12 protein-coding genes and 1 tRNA gene are annotated in these 14,488 nt (G+C 53.1%); 9 read left to right on the top strand and 4 right to left on the bottom strand.

The annotated features are described in order from the left end of the window. Window positions 1-34: 34 nt before the first annotated feature. Window positions 35-883: an SDR family NAD(P)-dependent oxidoreductase gene (locus C5F71_RS14405; protein WP_104911382.1), complete on the bottom strand. Its 849-nt coding sequence runs from the start codon at window positions 881-883 to the stop codon at window positions 35-37. Window positions 884-1,136: 253 nt separating this feature from the next. On the opposite strand from C5F71_RS14405, the gene C5F71_RS14400 reads away from it, so the two are divergent. Then, window positions 1,137-1,212: transfer RNA gene (locus C5F71_RS14400), tRNA-Thr, on the top strand. A 164-nt stretch (window positions 1,213-1,376) separates the two neighbouring features. Beyond that, a complete protein-coding gene (locus C5F71_RS14395; RefSeq protein ID WP_104911381.1) occupies window positions 1,377-2,705 on the top strand; it encodes an integrase arm-type DNA-binding domain-containing protein in 1,329 nt (442 codons plus the stop codon). Between the two features lie 41 nt (window positions 2,706-2,746). Here the strand turns inward: C5F71_RS14395 and C5F71_RS28915 are convergent, their stop codons facing one another. After that, window positions 2,747-3,331: a hypothetical protein gene (locus C5F71_RS28915; protein WP_158682860.1), complete on the bottom strand. Its 585-nt coding sequence runs from the start codon at window positions 3,329-3,331 to the stop codon at window positions 2,747-2,749. 271 nt (window positions 3,332-3,602) lie between these two features. On the opposite strand from C5F71_RS28915, the gene C5F71_RS14385 reads away from it, so the two are divergent. The 6 genes from C5F71_RS14385 to C5F71_RS14355 all read left to right on the top strand — a co-directional run bounded on the left by C5F71_RS14385 (window position 3,603) and on the right by C5F71_RS14355 (window position 11,371). Further along, window positions 3,603-4,583, top strand: coding sequence for an integrase domain-containing protein (locus tag C5F71_RS14385; protein WP_104911380.1), 981 nt, complete (start codon window positions 3,603-3,605; stop codon window positions 4,581-4,583). Between the two features lie 498 nt (window positions 4,584-5,081). Continuing rightward, on the top strand, window positions 5,082-6,473 hold the full coding sequence (locus tag C5F71_RS14375; protein ID WP_104911378.1) for a DUF2130 domain-containing protein: 1,392 nt from the start codon (window positions 5,082-5,084) through the stop codon (window positions 6,471-6,473). A 65-nt stretch (window positions 6,474-6,538) separates the two neighbouring features. Beyond that, a complete protein-coding gene (locus tag C5F71_RS14370; RefSeq protein WP_104911377.1) occupies window positions 6,539-7,723 on the top strand; it encodes an SIR2 family protein in 1,185 nt (394 codons plus the stop codon). Further along, window positions 7,720-9,492, top strand: a complete 1,773-nt coding sequence (locus tag C5F71_RS14365) for an ATP-binding protein (RefSeq protein ID WP_104911376.1) — start codon at window positions 7,720-7,722, stop codon at window positions 9,490-9,492. Before C5F71_RS14370 ends, C5F71_RS14365 begins: the two co-directional genes overlap by 4 nt. An 8-nt stretch (window positions 9,493-9,500) precedes the next feature. Next, entirely contained in the window at window positions 9,501-9,713 is a 213-nt protein-coding gene (locus C5F71_RS14360; protein WP_104911375.1) for a KTSC domain-containing protein, read from the top strand. 797 nt (window positions 9,714-10,510) lie between these two features. After that, window positions 10,511-11,371: a tetratricopeptide repeat protein gene (locus C5F71_RS14355; protein ID WP_104911374.1), complete on the top strand. Its 861-nt coding sequence runs from the start codon at window positions 10,511-10,513 to the stop codon at window positions 11,369-11,371. A 151-nt stretch (window positions 11,372-11,522) separates the two neighbouring features. Here C5F71_RS14355 and C5F71_RS14350 read toward each other — a convergent pair whose 3' ends face one another. Continuing rightward, window positions 11,523-12,305, bottom strand: coding sequence for a helix-turn-helix transcriptional regulator (locus C5F71_RS14350; protein WP_104911373.1), 783 nt, complete (start codon window positions 12,303-12,305; stop codon window positions 11,523-11,525). Between the two features lie 119 nt (window positions 12,306-12,424). Between C5F71_RS14350 and C5F71_RS14345 the strand changes: the two genes are divergently transcribed. Then, window positions 12,425-13,324 (top strand): EamA family transporter, encoded by a 900-nt coding sequence (locus C5F71_RS14345; RefSeq protein WP_070995034.1) that lies wholly within the window; start codon window positions 12,425-12,427, stop codon window positions 13,322-13,324. Here C5F71_RS14345 and C5F71_RS14340 read toward each other — a convergent pair. Next, complete coding sequence (locus C5F71_RS14340) at window positions 13,283-14,413, bottom strand: cupin-like domain-containing protein (RefSeq protein WP_104911372.1); 1,131 nt, start codon at window positions 14,411-14,413, stop codon at window positions 13,283-13,285. The two genes, C5F71_RS14345 and C5F71_RS14340, sit on opposite strands and share 42 nt — an antisense overlap. Window positions 14,414-14,488: the final 75 nt, after the last annotated feature.

The following is a 14,488-nucleotide window of genomic DNA, read 5'->3' as shown; positions in this document are numbered from 1 at the left end:
TCATGATGATTGCGACGAACGGCCAGCCGTCAATTTAGTGGCTTTCTTTTATCCGCTCCCACTGCTGCGCAACCTGCTCGGCACTGGACGCACTGACCCGCGCCAGGTCGACGGGATAGTCCACCCCCGGATTCTCGACAAACCGCGTCGCAGTAAATTGACCGTTGCTGGCGCGCAGGATGTAGCCGGTGTCCTGGCATTGCCCCGACGCCAGGAACACCACCCCGGGCGCTACCCACTCAGGCTTGAGATTATCCGGCTCGCCATCAACCCCCCACATGCGCGTCTTGGCCACCGGCGAGACCGCATTGACCAAAATCCCGTCTTTAGCGCCCTCCATACTCAGGGCATTCATGATGCCCAACTGCGCCATCTTCCCGGCCGCATAGGCCACCAGACCGGGCTGGGCATATTGCTGGTACATCGCCCGATCAGAAGACGTCAGCACCACCCGCGCCGCCGCCGATTGCTTGAGGTGCTTCCAGGCATGTTTGCACAGCCAAATGGGCGTATAGACATTGATATCCAGCGCACGCCCGACAAACGCCGCGTCCGCCTGCTCAATGGCTTGATAACCCACCCAGCCAGCGTTATGAATCAGGATATCCAACTGTCCAAATGCGGCGATGGCCACCTCGACCAACTGCCGGCAACCTTGCTCGCTGGACAAGTCACCCTGATGATCAACCACCCTCAACCCCTGAGCCTGCAGACGCCGCGCCGCATCCTGGGCGACGGCATTATCGCCCCCCGAACCGAGGTGATCGGCGCCGATATCACTGACCACCACATTAGCCCCGCGCCGGGCCAACGCCTGTGCGTAGACAAAACCCAAGCCACGGCCTGCACCGGTGATAACGGCGGTTTTTCCTGCGAAATTCATGGGCTTTTCCTCATTGAGTGCCACCTCAACTTAACAACGAACAACGGTGTTGTTTAATACTGATCAAGGGGCGGTTTGATACCTTCTGCGTATCAAGCCTCACGCCACCCCAGGGCCTGGGCACAGGCCCTCATCAGCCTTCGCGAAACCGCTGGAGCGCACGACCAGAAGGGGAAAAACCGTGTTCTGAAAAATAGTCAGAATTCAGGGGTTTACAGAACCTTTTCAATCGCTATAATCGTCGCCCTAACACGCCGGTATAGCTCAGTTGGTAGAGCAACTGACTTGTAATCAGTAGGTCCCGGGTTCGACTCCTGGTGCCGGCACCACATTAGGCTCCATTGCATTCCATCGAATGCTCTGGAAGCCCCGAAAACCCGCCCTTTGGCGGGTTTTTTCGTTCCAGGACCCTCTGTCGGGATCCAACAAAATCCCCCTTCCCCGAGGGTATGTTAGGGGTACTGCGATTTCCCGGTCAGGAGCGCGTACCCCTATGCCACGTCTAGCGATCCCTCTCAGCGACCTGCAATGCCGCACGGCCAAAACCCGCGAACGCGCCTACAAACTGTTCGACGGCGGCGGCATGTACCTCTTCGTTAAACCCAACGGCGTCAAGACCTGGCGCTTGCGATACTTCAAGCCCAGCGGCAAGGAAGGCACGCTGATCATCGGCAACTATCCTATCGTTACGTTGGCCGTCGCCCGACGTAAACGCGACGAAGCCAAAGCGCTGCTGCTCGATAACCTCGACCCCATGGAAGAGAAGAAGAAGGCCAAGGTCGCCGCCCAACGCGCAGCACTGCTTTTTGAAACGGTCGCGCTGGACTGGCATACAGAAATGTCGCGCCGCTGGACCGAGGGTCACGCCAAAACAGTGATGAGTCGACTGCGCACTCATGTCTTTCCGTTGATTGGTCAAAGGCCCATCGCTGAACTGGACACCCATGACCTTCTGGAGATCACCCAACGGATCAAGGAACGGGGCACGATGGATGTGGCGCTCAGGGTGCAGAACTATCTGTCCACCATCATGCGCGGCGCCAAAAGGGCCCGGCAGATCACCCAGAACCCAGCCCTCGACCTGGCCGGCTCGATCCACGCACCGCGAACGGTGCATCGCCCTGCCCTGTCACTCAACCGCTTACCCGACCTGCTTGAGCGCATCGACAAATACGAAGGCCGAGAACTAACCCGGCTCGCGGTGCTGCTCACCCTGCACGTATTCGTTCGCTCCAGTGAGTTGCGTTTTGCTCGGTGGAGCGAGTTCGACCTGCAGCGAGCCATGTGGGAGATACCCGATACGCGTAAAGCGATCGATGGGGTACCCAACTCCACGCGCGGTACCAAGATGAACGGAGATATTCAGATCGTCCCCTTATCGCCACAGGTCATTGAGATTCTGGAACGGCTGCGGAGCATAAATCGGTTCTCCGAACTGGTGCTTCCCGGAGACCATAAGTATTGGAAGCCGATCTCCGAGAACACAGTGAATCAAGTGTTGCGTAACATGGGCTATGACACGACCAAGGAAGTCTGCGGCCACGGCTTCCGCACCATGGCGTGCAGCGCGCTGCTGGAATCCGGGCTTTGGACGGACGCAGCCATTGAAAGGCAGATGAGCCACAAGGAACGCAACCGCGTACGAGCGGCATACATTCATAAGGCAGAGTTTCTAGAGCAACGCCGGCTGATCATGGCATGGTGGAGCAACTACATCGATGCAAACCGAGCTGGCCATGTGACGCCGCATGAGTTTGCTCATCCTGTAGGCGAAAACGTCTCCTTATTGAAGAGCATCCATGGCACATTCGATAAGCGTTGAGGCTTAGAGTCGGCGGTATCTGCTCTTCCACGCGGGTCCATTCAGACAGGGCTGCGAAGCCGCCCTGTCTGAATGGACCTCATATTGAAAATCTCAGAATCACGCCAACCAGTCTGTGGAAAACCACTGATTTCCACCGGTGGATAATTTAATCCACAGGAGGCAATATCCCTGAAATTGGGGTCTTGACCAAAATTATCCACAGCGGTAGAAAGGAATTTCACAGCGCTGTCGTTGACAGCAGCCCAGGTGACCAGAACCTTCAAGGTCACGCCATTAACGTGGTGGTTCGTCCCAAGTGCGATTCGCGTCCGGAGGCTCGCACGGTCACTCACTGAGTGATGGATGCTTATTCGTTTCATTGCCCACTGCGGCAAATCTCTTTCCTGCTGCCCTTCAGCAATCCATCCGCTTGGCCCATTCCCTGCGCCAACCCTTTCGCCCGTCTCTTTCTCCGGAAAGAGACGGGCGCTCATACCACTGCTGCAGCCCATATAGAACGTGGCTTTGCCGCAATCCACCTCATGACAATCGGCGTGACAAACACCGAAGTCACCAACAACAGCGATGTAGATGATGGTGCCGCAGACCATGGATTGGACTGCACCTGGCTGACAGTCAGGCATGCCCCTGTCATCGCATCGCTGCCTTCACCCGACTCAGGATCTCGCGGCACTGGTTTCGTCAGCCAACGCAGCCTCCACCCGCCCACCGGTTTCGGTGTTCAGGAGGCCAGATCATGAGATGCCCATGCTCCCGGTCGTAAGGAGCCGTCAGTCCCGCGTTAGTGGACACCCCCACAGGCCGCAGGGGCCTTGATCCCTGATAACACTCAACATTCTTGGCGGGATGACGTGGGGAACATTTTCAAGGTTTAGCTTGGAGAGGAGTTTGATCATGGCACTTGTGGGGAGACGGGATGGGCGCAATTTTGGCTGGGGCCGGCAACTGAGCTATGCCGGGCCACAGGCAATACGCGATATGTTTGGCGGCGGGCATTACGGCACGGTCAAGGCGCATAGTGACCGCTGGCAGGCGTTTGTGCGCTGGTGTCGGTCGAAGAATGGTCCTGGGTTCAACGATGCGCGGCAAATTGATCGGCAGATTCTGTTGGAATATGCAGGGTATCTTCGCGGCTTGGTTGAACACGGCGACCTCGCAATCAGTACCGCCCAAAACCGCCTGTCCAGCGTCAATCGAGCCATGGCCGCGCTTCGCGGTGATCAGTATGTGAAATTGCCGAGCCCGAGCAAAGCATTGGGCATGCAGCGCACCGGAGTTCGTCATTCGGTACCTCAGGGCCAAGACCACGCACAGGTCAATCAGATCGTTGAAGCACTTTGCGCACATGAGCTGCAACGCAGTGCTGCCATCGTCCAGCTGGCGCGCGCGACCGGCAGGCGCTTGCGCGAGGCCATATTGGCAGACTTGCCGCGGCTTATCCGTGAGTGCGAGCAGCAAGGGAAGATCAACATCCAGGACGGCACCAAAGGTGGCCGTTCAGGTGCGTCGGCACCTCGTTGGATTGCAGTGGATGATCATGTTCGCGATGCCCTGAGATTTGCCGAGCAGTCCTCTCCAATCGGCAGCCGCAACCTGCTTGCACCGGGCGAAAGCTACCTCGAATTTATAAAGGGAATGGTACGACCTGCTCGGGACATCCTGCATACGCACCAACTCAAAGGCTTTCATGAATTGCGGGCGGTTTATGCGTGCGAACGATATGAGCAGATTACTCATCACCGTGCGCCGGTAAACGCTGGCGACTGCATTCAGCAACACCGACGACTCGATCAAGAAGCCCGAGGGCAAATTAGCTACGAGCTGGGGCATGGCCGTATCGACGTAGTGGCGGCGTACATCGGGGGAAGATCATGACAAAACCCTTCGATATGGAGCTATTCCTGGCGGGCGTTTTGACGGGATCACCTGCTACGCGCCAACGCCATCTGCAACAGGCGAAGGCGATCCAGTCGGCAATCCAAGACCGTTGGCAACGAGATACCCCATGGACTTGGCAGAGAAAACATCTCGCGTGGTTTCTCAATCGCTGCTTGAACCGGCGCAGTGAGTCGACGCGTTATTACTATTCGCTGACCGCGCAATTACTCACTGATAGATTAGGAAAATCATGGGTGTTCGAGCGCCGGGCGGTCGCTATAAAACTAACAACGAGAGCTGTTCCGGACAGTCCTTGACTACAAAGGGCATCGTATATCTCACCTTGATGGCACGCTGCCATGTGCTAGAGTCGAGCGAGGTGATGAGCTCAGGGGACAGATACCCCGAAACGCAAGCAAGCTAACCACGTAGGCCAGAAACTGGAAGCCGGTCCTTAGCGTCAGGAAAACTCAGGAATCTGCACGGAGGCGAAAAATGCATGAAATTATCTGTCCGCATTGCGCAAAGGCGTTCAAAATCGATGAAGCTGGATACGCAGATATTCTGAAGCAAGTTCGAGATACCGACTTCGAGAAACAACTACATGAGCGACTTGACCTAGCCGAACTAGAAAAGCGGAACGCCGTTGAGCTAGCGACTGCGAAGGCAGCTAGCGAACTGCATAAGGCGACAGCTAGCAAGGACGCAGAGATTCAAGAACTGCGATCCTGTATTGGCAATGAACAAGTGGCGCGAAAACTCGCGATCAGTGAGGCGCTAGGTAGTGTTGAGAAAGAGCGGGATACGCTTACATACGAACTTAAGAAAATACATCGAGAGCAAGAATCTTCCTCCCAATTAGCAGAAGCAAAGCTTCTAAATGAATTGCAAAAAACCACCGCAGCTAAAGATTTTGAAATTCAAGAATTAAAATCTAGAATCGAATCCATTGAGGTCGGAAAAAAATTTGCAATTACCGAGGCCATCAGTTCTATTGAAAAAGAACGGGACAAACTGCAAAGTGGCCTAGAGAAAGCCGAACTAGAAAAAAAGCTTGCAGAAAAGTCCCTGAAAGATAAATACGAAACGCAAATCAAAGATCGTGATGACGCTATCGAGCGCCTGCGAGATATGAAGGCTCGCCTATCAACAAAGATGGTTGGTGAAACCCTCGAGCAGCACTGTGAAACGGAGTTTAATCGTATCCGATCTACAGCCTTTCCAAGAGCATACTTCGAAAAGGATAACGACGCACGAACAGGCAGCAAAGGAGATTATGTATTTCGCGACTGGGATGAAGCTGGAACAGATATAGTTTCCATAATGTTTGAAATGAAGAACGAGGATGATCAAACTGCAACTAAAAAAAAGAATGAAGACTTTCTAAAGGAACTAGATAAAGATCGTATTGAAAAAGGGTGCGAGTACGCCGTGCTAGTCTCCCTCTTAGAACCTGAAAGCGAACTATATAACATAGGGATCGTCGACGTTTTTCATAGATTCCCCAAAATGTACATCGTCAGACCTCAGTTTTTTATCCCGATTATAACGCTACTACGAAATGCAGCACTGAACTCTTTACAGTTCAAATCTGAACTTGCGCTAATGAAAGAACAAAATATAGATATCACGAATTTCGAATCCGAACTCGAAACATTTAAATCAGCGTTTGCAAAGAACTACGATTTAGCCGCAAAAAGATTCCAGACGGCTATTAGCGAAATCGACAAATCAATCGATCATCTCCAAAAAACAAAGGAAGCGCTTTTAGGGACAGACCGGAACCTTCGTTTGGCGAACGACAAAGCGCAGGACGTTACGATAAAAAAACTTAACCGCGGCAACCCAACAATGGCTGCGAAATTTGCCGACCTAAAAGCCCCATAGTAGGCGTAGGGAATAAATCTCCACTATCACGCGGGGATCGCCAATTAAAAATATCAGGTGAGAATATGGAAAATACCTCGCACAACCCAGATCAGCACATGTTTGGATTTCGCCAACTTGCTACAAATGGACGAAAGAAAATAGGTCTACTCATCGGTGCAGGGGCACCTGTCAGCATAAACATAGGTGAGGCAGGAGCCTGGAAACCGCTGATACCAAATATTGCCGGCCTCGAAAAAATAGTGTTAGCTGAGCTTTCTGAAAGTCAACGCGGAGTCTACAATCAAATAAAATCCTCGTTTCCTGATTCAAATCTTGAAAAAGTTCTATCACGCGTCAGAATGCTTGCAGAGGTCATTGGTGAGGGAAGGCTATTTGACTTTTCGGAAAAAGATTTTTCTGCGTTATCTGAAGCAATATGCAATTCGATTCGGGAGGTAGTGGCACAGGATCTACCAATGGGAGCAAACCCCTATTCCGAACTGGTATCATGGATTAATGGCATTAATAGAAAGTATGCAGTTGAAATCTTCACTACAAATTATGACCTTTTGATTGAACATGCCTTAGAGCGAGCAAAAACACCCTATTTTGACGGGTTCAGTGGATCCAAGAGCGCGTTTTTCGATCCTTCAAGCATTTCAAAAAATGATCTTCCAGCACGTTGGGTAAGGCTCTGGAAACTTCATGGCTCAATTGGTTGGGAATCAAATGCTAATGGCGAGGTTGTTCGCGTACCAAACTCAAAAAATGCCAACATGGTGTATCCTTCGCATATAAAATACGATCAGACACAAGCTGCTCCGTTTTCCTCTCTTTTTGAACGCCTTAAAAATTTTATCCTTGAACCTGACACATTAATTTTAAGTGCTGGATTTTCTTTTGCAGATGCTCATATTTCCTCTCGACTGCTTGAGTGCCTTTTGGCTAACCCCACTGCCGCGCTCTTCGCTTTTCAATTTAACAGCCTAGCAGATGAAAAAGCCGCAAAGGAACTGGCCCTAAAGTGTCCAGGAATAAGTGTTTTTTGTAGTGATGGGGCGGTTATCAATGGAGTGGAAGCGAAGTGGAAAATCGGCACCCCTCCAACCAAAAACTGGCACGAAATTAGAGCAGAATACTACAAGGACAATAAATTCTTACTCGGAGACTTCCTTCGGTTAGCTCGTTTTTTGGCAACAGCTGGTAGCGATATCTCTCAAGATGCGGCCCCTCCAGCACCTCTGGAAGTGCTAGAGGAAACCATATGACTGCTATCCAACCAACCTTTTTGGGGGTCGTAAGCGCTGTTTCGAGCTCGTCATTGGCCGTTGACCTGGCTGCTTCTGTGGAGTCTGGAATTGTCGTGCTGGAAGGGCGCAATTACCGAATCGGACAAGTCGGAAGTTTCGTAAAAATACCCCTGGGATACAACCATCTATACGGAGTAATTTCTGAATCTAGCGAATCCTCAACAGTCGACGCTGATTCAAAAATATCTTCAGATAGAAAATGGATTAAAGTAGAGTTAGTAGGAGAATCCATTGGAGGAAATTTTGATCGCGGGATAAGCGAATACCCAAGCATTGGCGACCACGTTCACTTTGTCGTGGAGAGCGATCTAAAATTGATATTCCGAAAACATTTAAATAGTCACTTTCAAGTCGGGAGGCTATCCAGCTCAGAGGGAATTGAAATAAGTTTGGACCTGGACAAACTAGTCGCTCGTCATTCTGCAGTCTTAGGATCTACAGGTTCTGGAAAGTCGACAAGTACTGCCAGCATCCTTCGTTCGATGGTGATAAAACAGGATGGTAGCTCTTTACCGTCTGCAAGAGTTTTACTGATAGATATTCATGGCGAATATGGCCCAGCACTTAATGATGTAGCCAAGACCTTTTCAATTATGCCCTCGGGCGAAAATCAGTTATACATACCATTTTGGTGCATTTCACCAGACAAGCTAATAGACTTTCTTTGCAACAATCCTAACGACTCTCAACGATCACTTTTCATGGATAAAACAGTTGACGAGAAGAGACTTGGCATCGTCGAAAACAACATACAAAATATAGATGCCGATAAGATAACAAGCAATACCCCGCTGCCTTATAGATTAAAGAAAATTTGGTATGACCTTTGTCACGAGGATACTATTAACTATAGTGACACTGCGATGACCACCCCTGCATATGCTGTAAACGGCGAAGGGGACTTCGCCTCCCTGATCGCTCCTAAATTTCTCCCTCCCGGGGCTGGCCAGTCACTGCCAAAAAAGGGTGGCGGCGGCGCAATGAAGAGGCAGCTTGACTTGATGAAGTCACGGCTGCTAGACACACAATATTCATTCTTGTTAGAGCCTGGCGATTGGAATCCAGACAGTGCCGGGGCGATTAATAAAGATTTAGATGGGCTTTTGGAAGATTGGCTAGGGCATGATAAACCCATAACCATATTTGATTTGTCTGGTATGCCCTCAGCACGGCTGACGCTTCTTTTAGGGGCAGTCCTAGATATTATTTTTGAGTCCGCAATTTGGGGAAGAAATATTACGGAAGGGATGCGCGAGCGGCCGCTTCTTATAGTTCTCGAAGAAGCCCACCGTTATCTTGGCAAGTCAGAGGGCGGCCACGCAAAAGAGATGGTGCAACGAATTGCTAAAGAAGGCCGAAAATTTGGCGTCGGAGCCATGATCGTTAGTCAGCGCCCCTCGGAGATAGATGAAACCATTCTATCTCAATGTGGAACAATCATTTCACTGCGCATAAACAATTCTACGGATCGCGGAATAGTTAAAGCGGCAATGTCTGATGGTTTAGCCGGGATTGTTGACTCACTTCCCGTCCTGAGAACTGGGGAGGCAATTATAGTTGGCGAAGCAGCACAACTCCCAACGCGGTGTAGATTCAATGTTTTGCCAGATGATAAATACCCTAATAGCTCAGATCCAAAAATTGGTGAAAAGTGGAATTCCACAAGAAGCAATGAAGATTACTCAAGGCTCGTTAGCGCCTGGCGAAACCAAGACATTACACAATAGGAGAAATCATGGAACGTGTATCTGTTAGCTCTTCAAATATTGCATCTGTTGGGCATGATGGTGCTTCGCAGACTCTCGAAATCGAGTTCTTAAACGGATCCATATATGAATACTACGATGTACCTGAAGATGTATATCAAGAGTTAATCTCTGCTTCCTCCGTCGGAGGTTATTTTGCACAGCGAGTAAAAAATGTGTACGGATTTAGCCGTGCAGGGTAATAACTAGGAAATTTTATACTAGCAATAGGTTCGCATCACGGTGCGAACCCATTTGATAAACCACCACTATAACGGCATGTCTTTTAAGTTTTATCCAGTAAAGTCAATCCTATGGGCCACGCTATAAAAATAGTTTCCTGGATATCTTCCGAAAACAACGCATCTTGAGACCATTTAGCTGAACTTATGGTAGCACCCAGAAATCCCGAGTTCGATTCCACCGAAGGCCATAACTAGCTGATTTATTTATAGTTACTAGTTGAGGTACGCCGATTTTTCCACCGAAATCCAGATGCCCGGAAAACCTGGCCTCCCCAGAACATACCGTTCGTCTGGTGCCGGCACCATACAAAACAAAGCCCCTGCAGAAATGCAGGGGCTTTGTTGTTTCTGGGGTTTGAGCATACCCGTCCTCTCCACGCTCCGTGGGCATCCTCTTAGCCGTCCTCTCCTCGCCATTACTTAGCTTCGTCGTGCACCTGACGTGCGGGATGCCTGCAGATTAAGGGTGAGAATAAATCGGTCTCCTTTTCCAAAACGTCCACAAAGTGTCCACACCGGAATTACTAGGCCGCGCGCCACCACTTCATTTCGACGGTTGAGATGCTGCTGTCAGCTCTCGAGCAAATTTCAGGGCAGGCGCTGGTGAAAATAAATCCATCCCCTTTTCACTCCCTTCGGGCTTCAATCCCTAACGTCTCCGGCTGGAGGTTTGCGTGCTTGACCGAATAGTAGGGCACCATGCCAATATCGCCGCAATAATCTGACCTCATTAGCGCGTTGAACGGAAGCAAGCCATGCGTAAAGCTGCTCTTTTACTGACATTTACTGCTTTGGTCGCCGGATGCACAAACACCGGGCCAGGATCACCGGGCGACCCCTACGCAAGCATACGTTGCTCGAAATCATTGGATCACCCCCCCATCCCCAGTGAGCATGTCGAGTACATCCGCGCGCAAAGCGATGACGGAGACCTCTATTGCAAAAACGTACTTGCCCTTATGTACGAGAGCGGCACGGGTGTGCCGCAAGATATACCGAAAGCCAGGGCGCTCTTTCAATCAATAGCGAATGTGGACGAAGCGGGTTATCACAACCTTGGCCGCATGGCGGAGGAGGGTATTGGTGAGACATCCGACTATGTGAAGGCAAGAGCCCTTTACCAGCGGTCTATTTCTGTTTCTGGTAGCAAAACGAAGTTGGCCAAATTCATGGAGGAAGGGATTGGAGGGCCCCAGGATCTTAACGGGGCGATGGCGCTATATCTGCGAAGCAGCAGCGAAGGTGTTCACCGGCTACGCGCCAAAGGTGTGACATTAACCCCCGAGCAGATAGAAGACTTCAACGCACGCTGGCTCAAGGGAGTGACTGCCTACAGTCAAATGAAGATACTCCAGGTAGAAAACAGTCTGCCCTTGGAAGTAAGGCGGGGCCCTGCTCTCAAGCCAGTTTGGTTCGCGATGAAGTACACCAAGGGGTCCTTAGTACCTGAAATCGAGCTTCTCGAAAGTTCGGGCAATAATTCCGTCGATCAGATGGTGTTGAAGGGGATGAGTTCCTACAGATTTCGCTATGAACCTATCATGCCCGAAGGCAAGACCGTTTGGCCGCTGGTTACCAGCCTCAGCCCAAATTCAGCTCCACGCAGTTTGGAGTAGTACGTTTCCCTTGCTGCGCAGCGCGCCGGGCTTTCGTGCTGCGCATCGAGCCTAGTCAAACAGCCGACCTGTCTCCACCTCTTCTGGCTTCAATACCTAACGTCCGGCCGGGCGGCCTGCTGACCAGCACCCAAACTCAACCCGCCCCACCTCAACCCAACCTATTCAAAAAATACCGACTAGGCACCTCCCCCAACACCCGCCTGAACACACTCGTAAACGCACTCGAGCTGCTATACCCCAAATCAATCGCCACCCGCGTCACCGATTCGCCATTCCCCAACCTGACCACGGCCGCCAACAGGCAGGCTTGCTGGCGCCATTCCACAAAGCTGATTCCGGTCTGCTGGCGGAACAGCCGGGTGAAGGTGCGGCGGCTCATGCCGAGGTGTTGGGTCATGTCGTCGATGCTGGTTTCCAGTGATGGCTGTTCCAGCAGCTTGCGGCAGATGTGGGCCAGACGGGGGTCGTTGGGGAGGGGGGCGTTGAGTGACAGGGGGCGCATGTCGGCGATTTCGTCGAGCAGCAGGGTCATCAGGCGGCCGTGCAGGTGTTCCTTTTCGTACAGCGCCGGTACGTCGATGGCGCGGATCAGCAGTTCGCGCAGCAGCGTGGATACGCCGAATACCTGGCACTGCGCGGGCAGGTTGAGACGGGTTGCGGCTCGGTCGCGGATGTAGGTGTTGAGCATGGTCACCGGGCCGCTCATGCTCATTTCGTGGGGCACGCCCGCCGGGACCCAGATGGCGCGGTGGGGCGGTACCACCCAGTTGCCCTGTTGGGTGAACACGGTAATCACGCCGCAGGCGGCGTAGGCAAATTGCCCGCGTTGATGGGTGTGTAACGCAAAGTGCCGGCCATCGTGGTAGTCGTTGGCGGTGACCACGGCGTCGCGGGGGGTATTTTCGTAGGGGTCGATATCAGTTTCGCGCATGGCCCGAATTTAATGATTTATGACCTGATAGTGCAAGCGAGCCATCGCGCCTATTGCCCATAGTTGCGCCCTGGCTGGCGCACACGGGTGCCGGCGCTGCGTTGTGGAATCAGAACATCATGCAAAACAAGCATCTGGCCCTGGCCGTGTTGGTGACGGCTGTGTGGGGGCTGAATTTTCCGATCACCAAACTGGGTTTGGTGGGGATCGATCCGCTGTTGCTGACCGCCCTGCGCTTTACGCTCGCGGCGTTGCCGTGGGTGTTTTTTGTGCGGCGTCCGGCCGTGGCGATGAAGTGGCTGGTGGCCTATGGCTTGATTTTCGGGGTGGCGATGTGGGCCTTGATCAACCTGGGGATTGAACTGGGCGTACCGCCAGGCACTGCAGCTTTGCTGATCCAGTTCAGTGCATTTTTTACCTTGGGTTGGGGCGTGTTGTTGTTTCGTGAGCAACTGAGCGTAGGCCAGATCCTGGGGGTGGGGCTGGCGGCCGTAGGACTGATCGGCATTATCGCCAGCAGTCCAGGCGAGGCGACGACGCTGGGTTATGGCTTGTTGCTGGTGAGTGCGTTCAGTTGGAGTGTGGGCAACGTCATCATCAAGCAATCGAAGGTGCGAGAGATGTTTGCCTTTGTGGTGTGGGCCAGTCTGTTCCCGCCGCTGCCCTTGCTGCTGCTGACGTGGCTGGCCCATGGGGCGGCGCCGTTCACCGCGCTGGTCACCCATGTGCAATGGCCGACGGTGTTCTCGCTGCTGTTCCAGGTGTACGCGGCCACGCACTTTTGTTACTGGGGCTGGAACCTGTTGCTGCGCGAGTACCCGGTTTCAAAGGTGGCGCCGCTGTCGTTGCTGATCCCGGTGTTTGGCGTTACCGGTTCCATGCTGTTGCTGGGGCACAGGGTCGATATCAGCGAGGGCATCTCGATTGCGCTGATTCTGTCGGCCCTGGCGGTGGGGTTGGTGAAATGGCGCCGCCCTTCACCACCCACGCCCCGAGTTGACCCAGAAATTCACCGATAGGGATGTGGCCAGTGACTCCACCTGGTGGAACCAGCCTTCGGGCAAGAACAACATATCCCCGGCTTGCAGCACCACGCGTAGGAAGGTTACGTCGCGCGCGGCGGGGAAGCGTTGGTAGTCAGGCGCGTCCGGGTTGAAGTCGCAGCCATCCAGGCCGCCTTTCGGGGCGGTGGACCAGGTGCCCAGGGCCTGACGATGATGGGGAGCAGCCAGGATGAAGGATTTTTCGCCCCAGACCTGGGCAAACAGGTTATCGGTGTCGTCGCGATGCAGCGGTGTCAGGGTGCCTTTGGGGCCGATCCAGATGCGGGGAGCGATGTACTGCGCGCGATCAAAATAGAGGGGGTAGCTGATCTGTTCCATCAATTGCGCCGGCAGGATGTTGTTGCCCATATAGGCCGGCGGCTCGCCGTTGGCGCCGCGCACTGCAGGGCGGTCGAGGGAGTCGATGAAATCGGCCATGGGCGTGGAGCGAAAATCGCGCTCGGTAGAGAAGGTTTTCTGCACGTAGTCGCCATGCCGGGTGATGCCTTGCAGTTGGGCGAAGTGCACCAGTGATTCTTCACGGCTCATATTGAACAAGCGCCAGTCTTGCAGGGCCTCGCTGATGACCAGTGGGATGCCCTCCGGCACGTAGCCGCCGCGAAATTCGTCCACCGACAACCCCGCACGCGGCCGCCGCTCGACGCTGTGCTGGGTCGGCAGGCTGGCCGAAACCCGCTCGCTGAAGCGCGGGGGCGTCGGGTAGCGCTTGTTCATGTCGACTTTTTCGGCGCTGACGCCCTGGCGCGCGCTGTCGATGATCTGTGGCAGCAGCGTGGCCAGGCCCATGTTGCCGCTGATTTTCAAACGGCCACTGGCGAACAGTTCTTCGACGTCGGTGGCGCCGGCCATGATGCCGAGAAAGTCTTGTTGCGCCACTTCAATGGTCACATCCGGCGCTGGATGCACCCCGGCCTGGGTCACGCTCTGGGTCTCAACCTGCGCCCAAAATGCCTGGCCTGGGCCAAAAAGGAACTGGAAGGTGCCCTCCAACCCAACCGCGCCGGCATTGGCAAACAACCTGGACAGAATGTTGAGCACGTCCATTGCGTTCCCTTTTTGTATTTTTCTGAATAGGGAACGAATAGCGGCCTTGAAAAGTTATAACAAAATATTGCACAG

It is taken from the genome of Pseudomonas sp. LG1D9, from assembly GCF_002949995.1.
Taxonomy (GTDB): Bacteria; Pseudomonadota; Gammaproteobacteria; order Pseudomonadales; family Pseudomonadaceae; genus Aquipseudomonas; species Aquipseudomonas proteolytica.
The sequence above is the reverse complement of the archived record's forward strand: the minus strand, read 5'-3'. Positions and strand labels throughout refer to the sequence as shown.

What these genes read in the sequence shown, in the direction of transcription:
- C5F71_RS14345 (WP_070995034.1), top strand. Translation starts at nt 12,425, where the DNA reads ATGCAAAACAAGCATCTGGCCCTGGCCGTGTTGGTGACGGCTGTGTGG.
- C5F71_RS14395 (WP_104911381.1), top strand. Translation starts at nt 1,377, where the DNA reads ATGCCACGTCTAGCGATCCCTCTCAGCGACCTGCAATGCCGCACGGCC.
- C5F71_RS14340 (WP_104911372.1), bottom strand. Translation starts at nt 14,413, where the DNA reads ATGGACGTGCTCAACATTCTGTCCAGGTTGTTTGCCAATGCCGGCGCG.
- C5F71_RS28915 (WP_158682860.1), bottom strand. Translation starts at nt 3,331, where the DNA reads ATGCCTGACTGTCAGCCAGGTGCAGTCCAATCCATGGTCTGCGGCACC.
- C5F71_RS14370 (WP_104911377.1), top strand. Translation starts at nt 6,539, where the DNA reads ATGGAAAATACCTCGCACAACCCAGATCAGCACATGTTTGGATTTCGC.
- C5F71_RS14385 (WP_104911380.1), top strand. Translation starts at nt 3,603, where the DNA reads ATGGCACTTGTGGGGAGACGGGATGGGCGCAATTTTGGCTGGGGCCGG.
- C5F71_RS14375 (WP_104911378.1), top strand. Translation starts at nt 5,082, where the DNA reads ATGCATGAAATTATCTGTCCGCATTGCGCAAAGGCGTTCAAAATCGAT.
- C5F71_RS14355 (WP_104911374.1), top strand. Translation starts at nt 10,511, where the DNA reads ATGCGTAAAGCTGCTCTTTTACTGACATTTACTGCTTTGGTCGCCGGA.
- C5F71_RS14365 (WP_104911376.1), top strand. Translation starts at nt 7,720, where the DNA reads ATGACTGCTATCCAACCAACCTTTTTGGGGGTCGTAAGCGCTGTTTCG.
- C5F71_RS14360 (WP_104911375.1), top strand. Translation starts at nt 9,501, where the DNA reads ATGGAACGTGTATCTGTTAGCTCTTCAAATATTGCATCTGTTGGGCAT.
- C5F71_RS14405 (WP_104911382.1), bottom strand. Translation starts at nt 883, where the DNA reads ATGAATTTCGCAGGAAAAACCGCCGTTATCACCGGTGCAGGCCGTGGC.
- C5F71_RS14350 (WP_104911373.1), bottom strand. Translation starts at nt 12,305, where the DNA reads ATGCGCGAAACTGATATCGACCCCTACGAAAATACCCCCCGCGACGCC.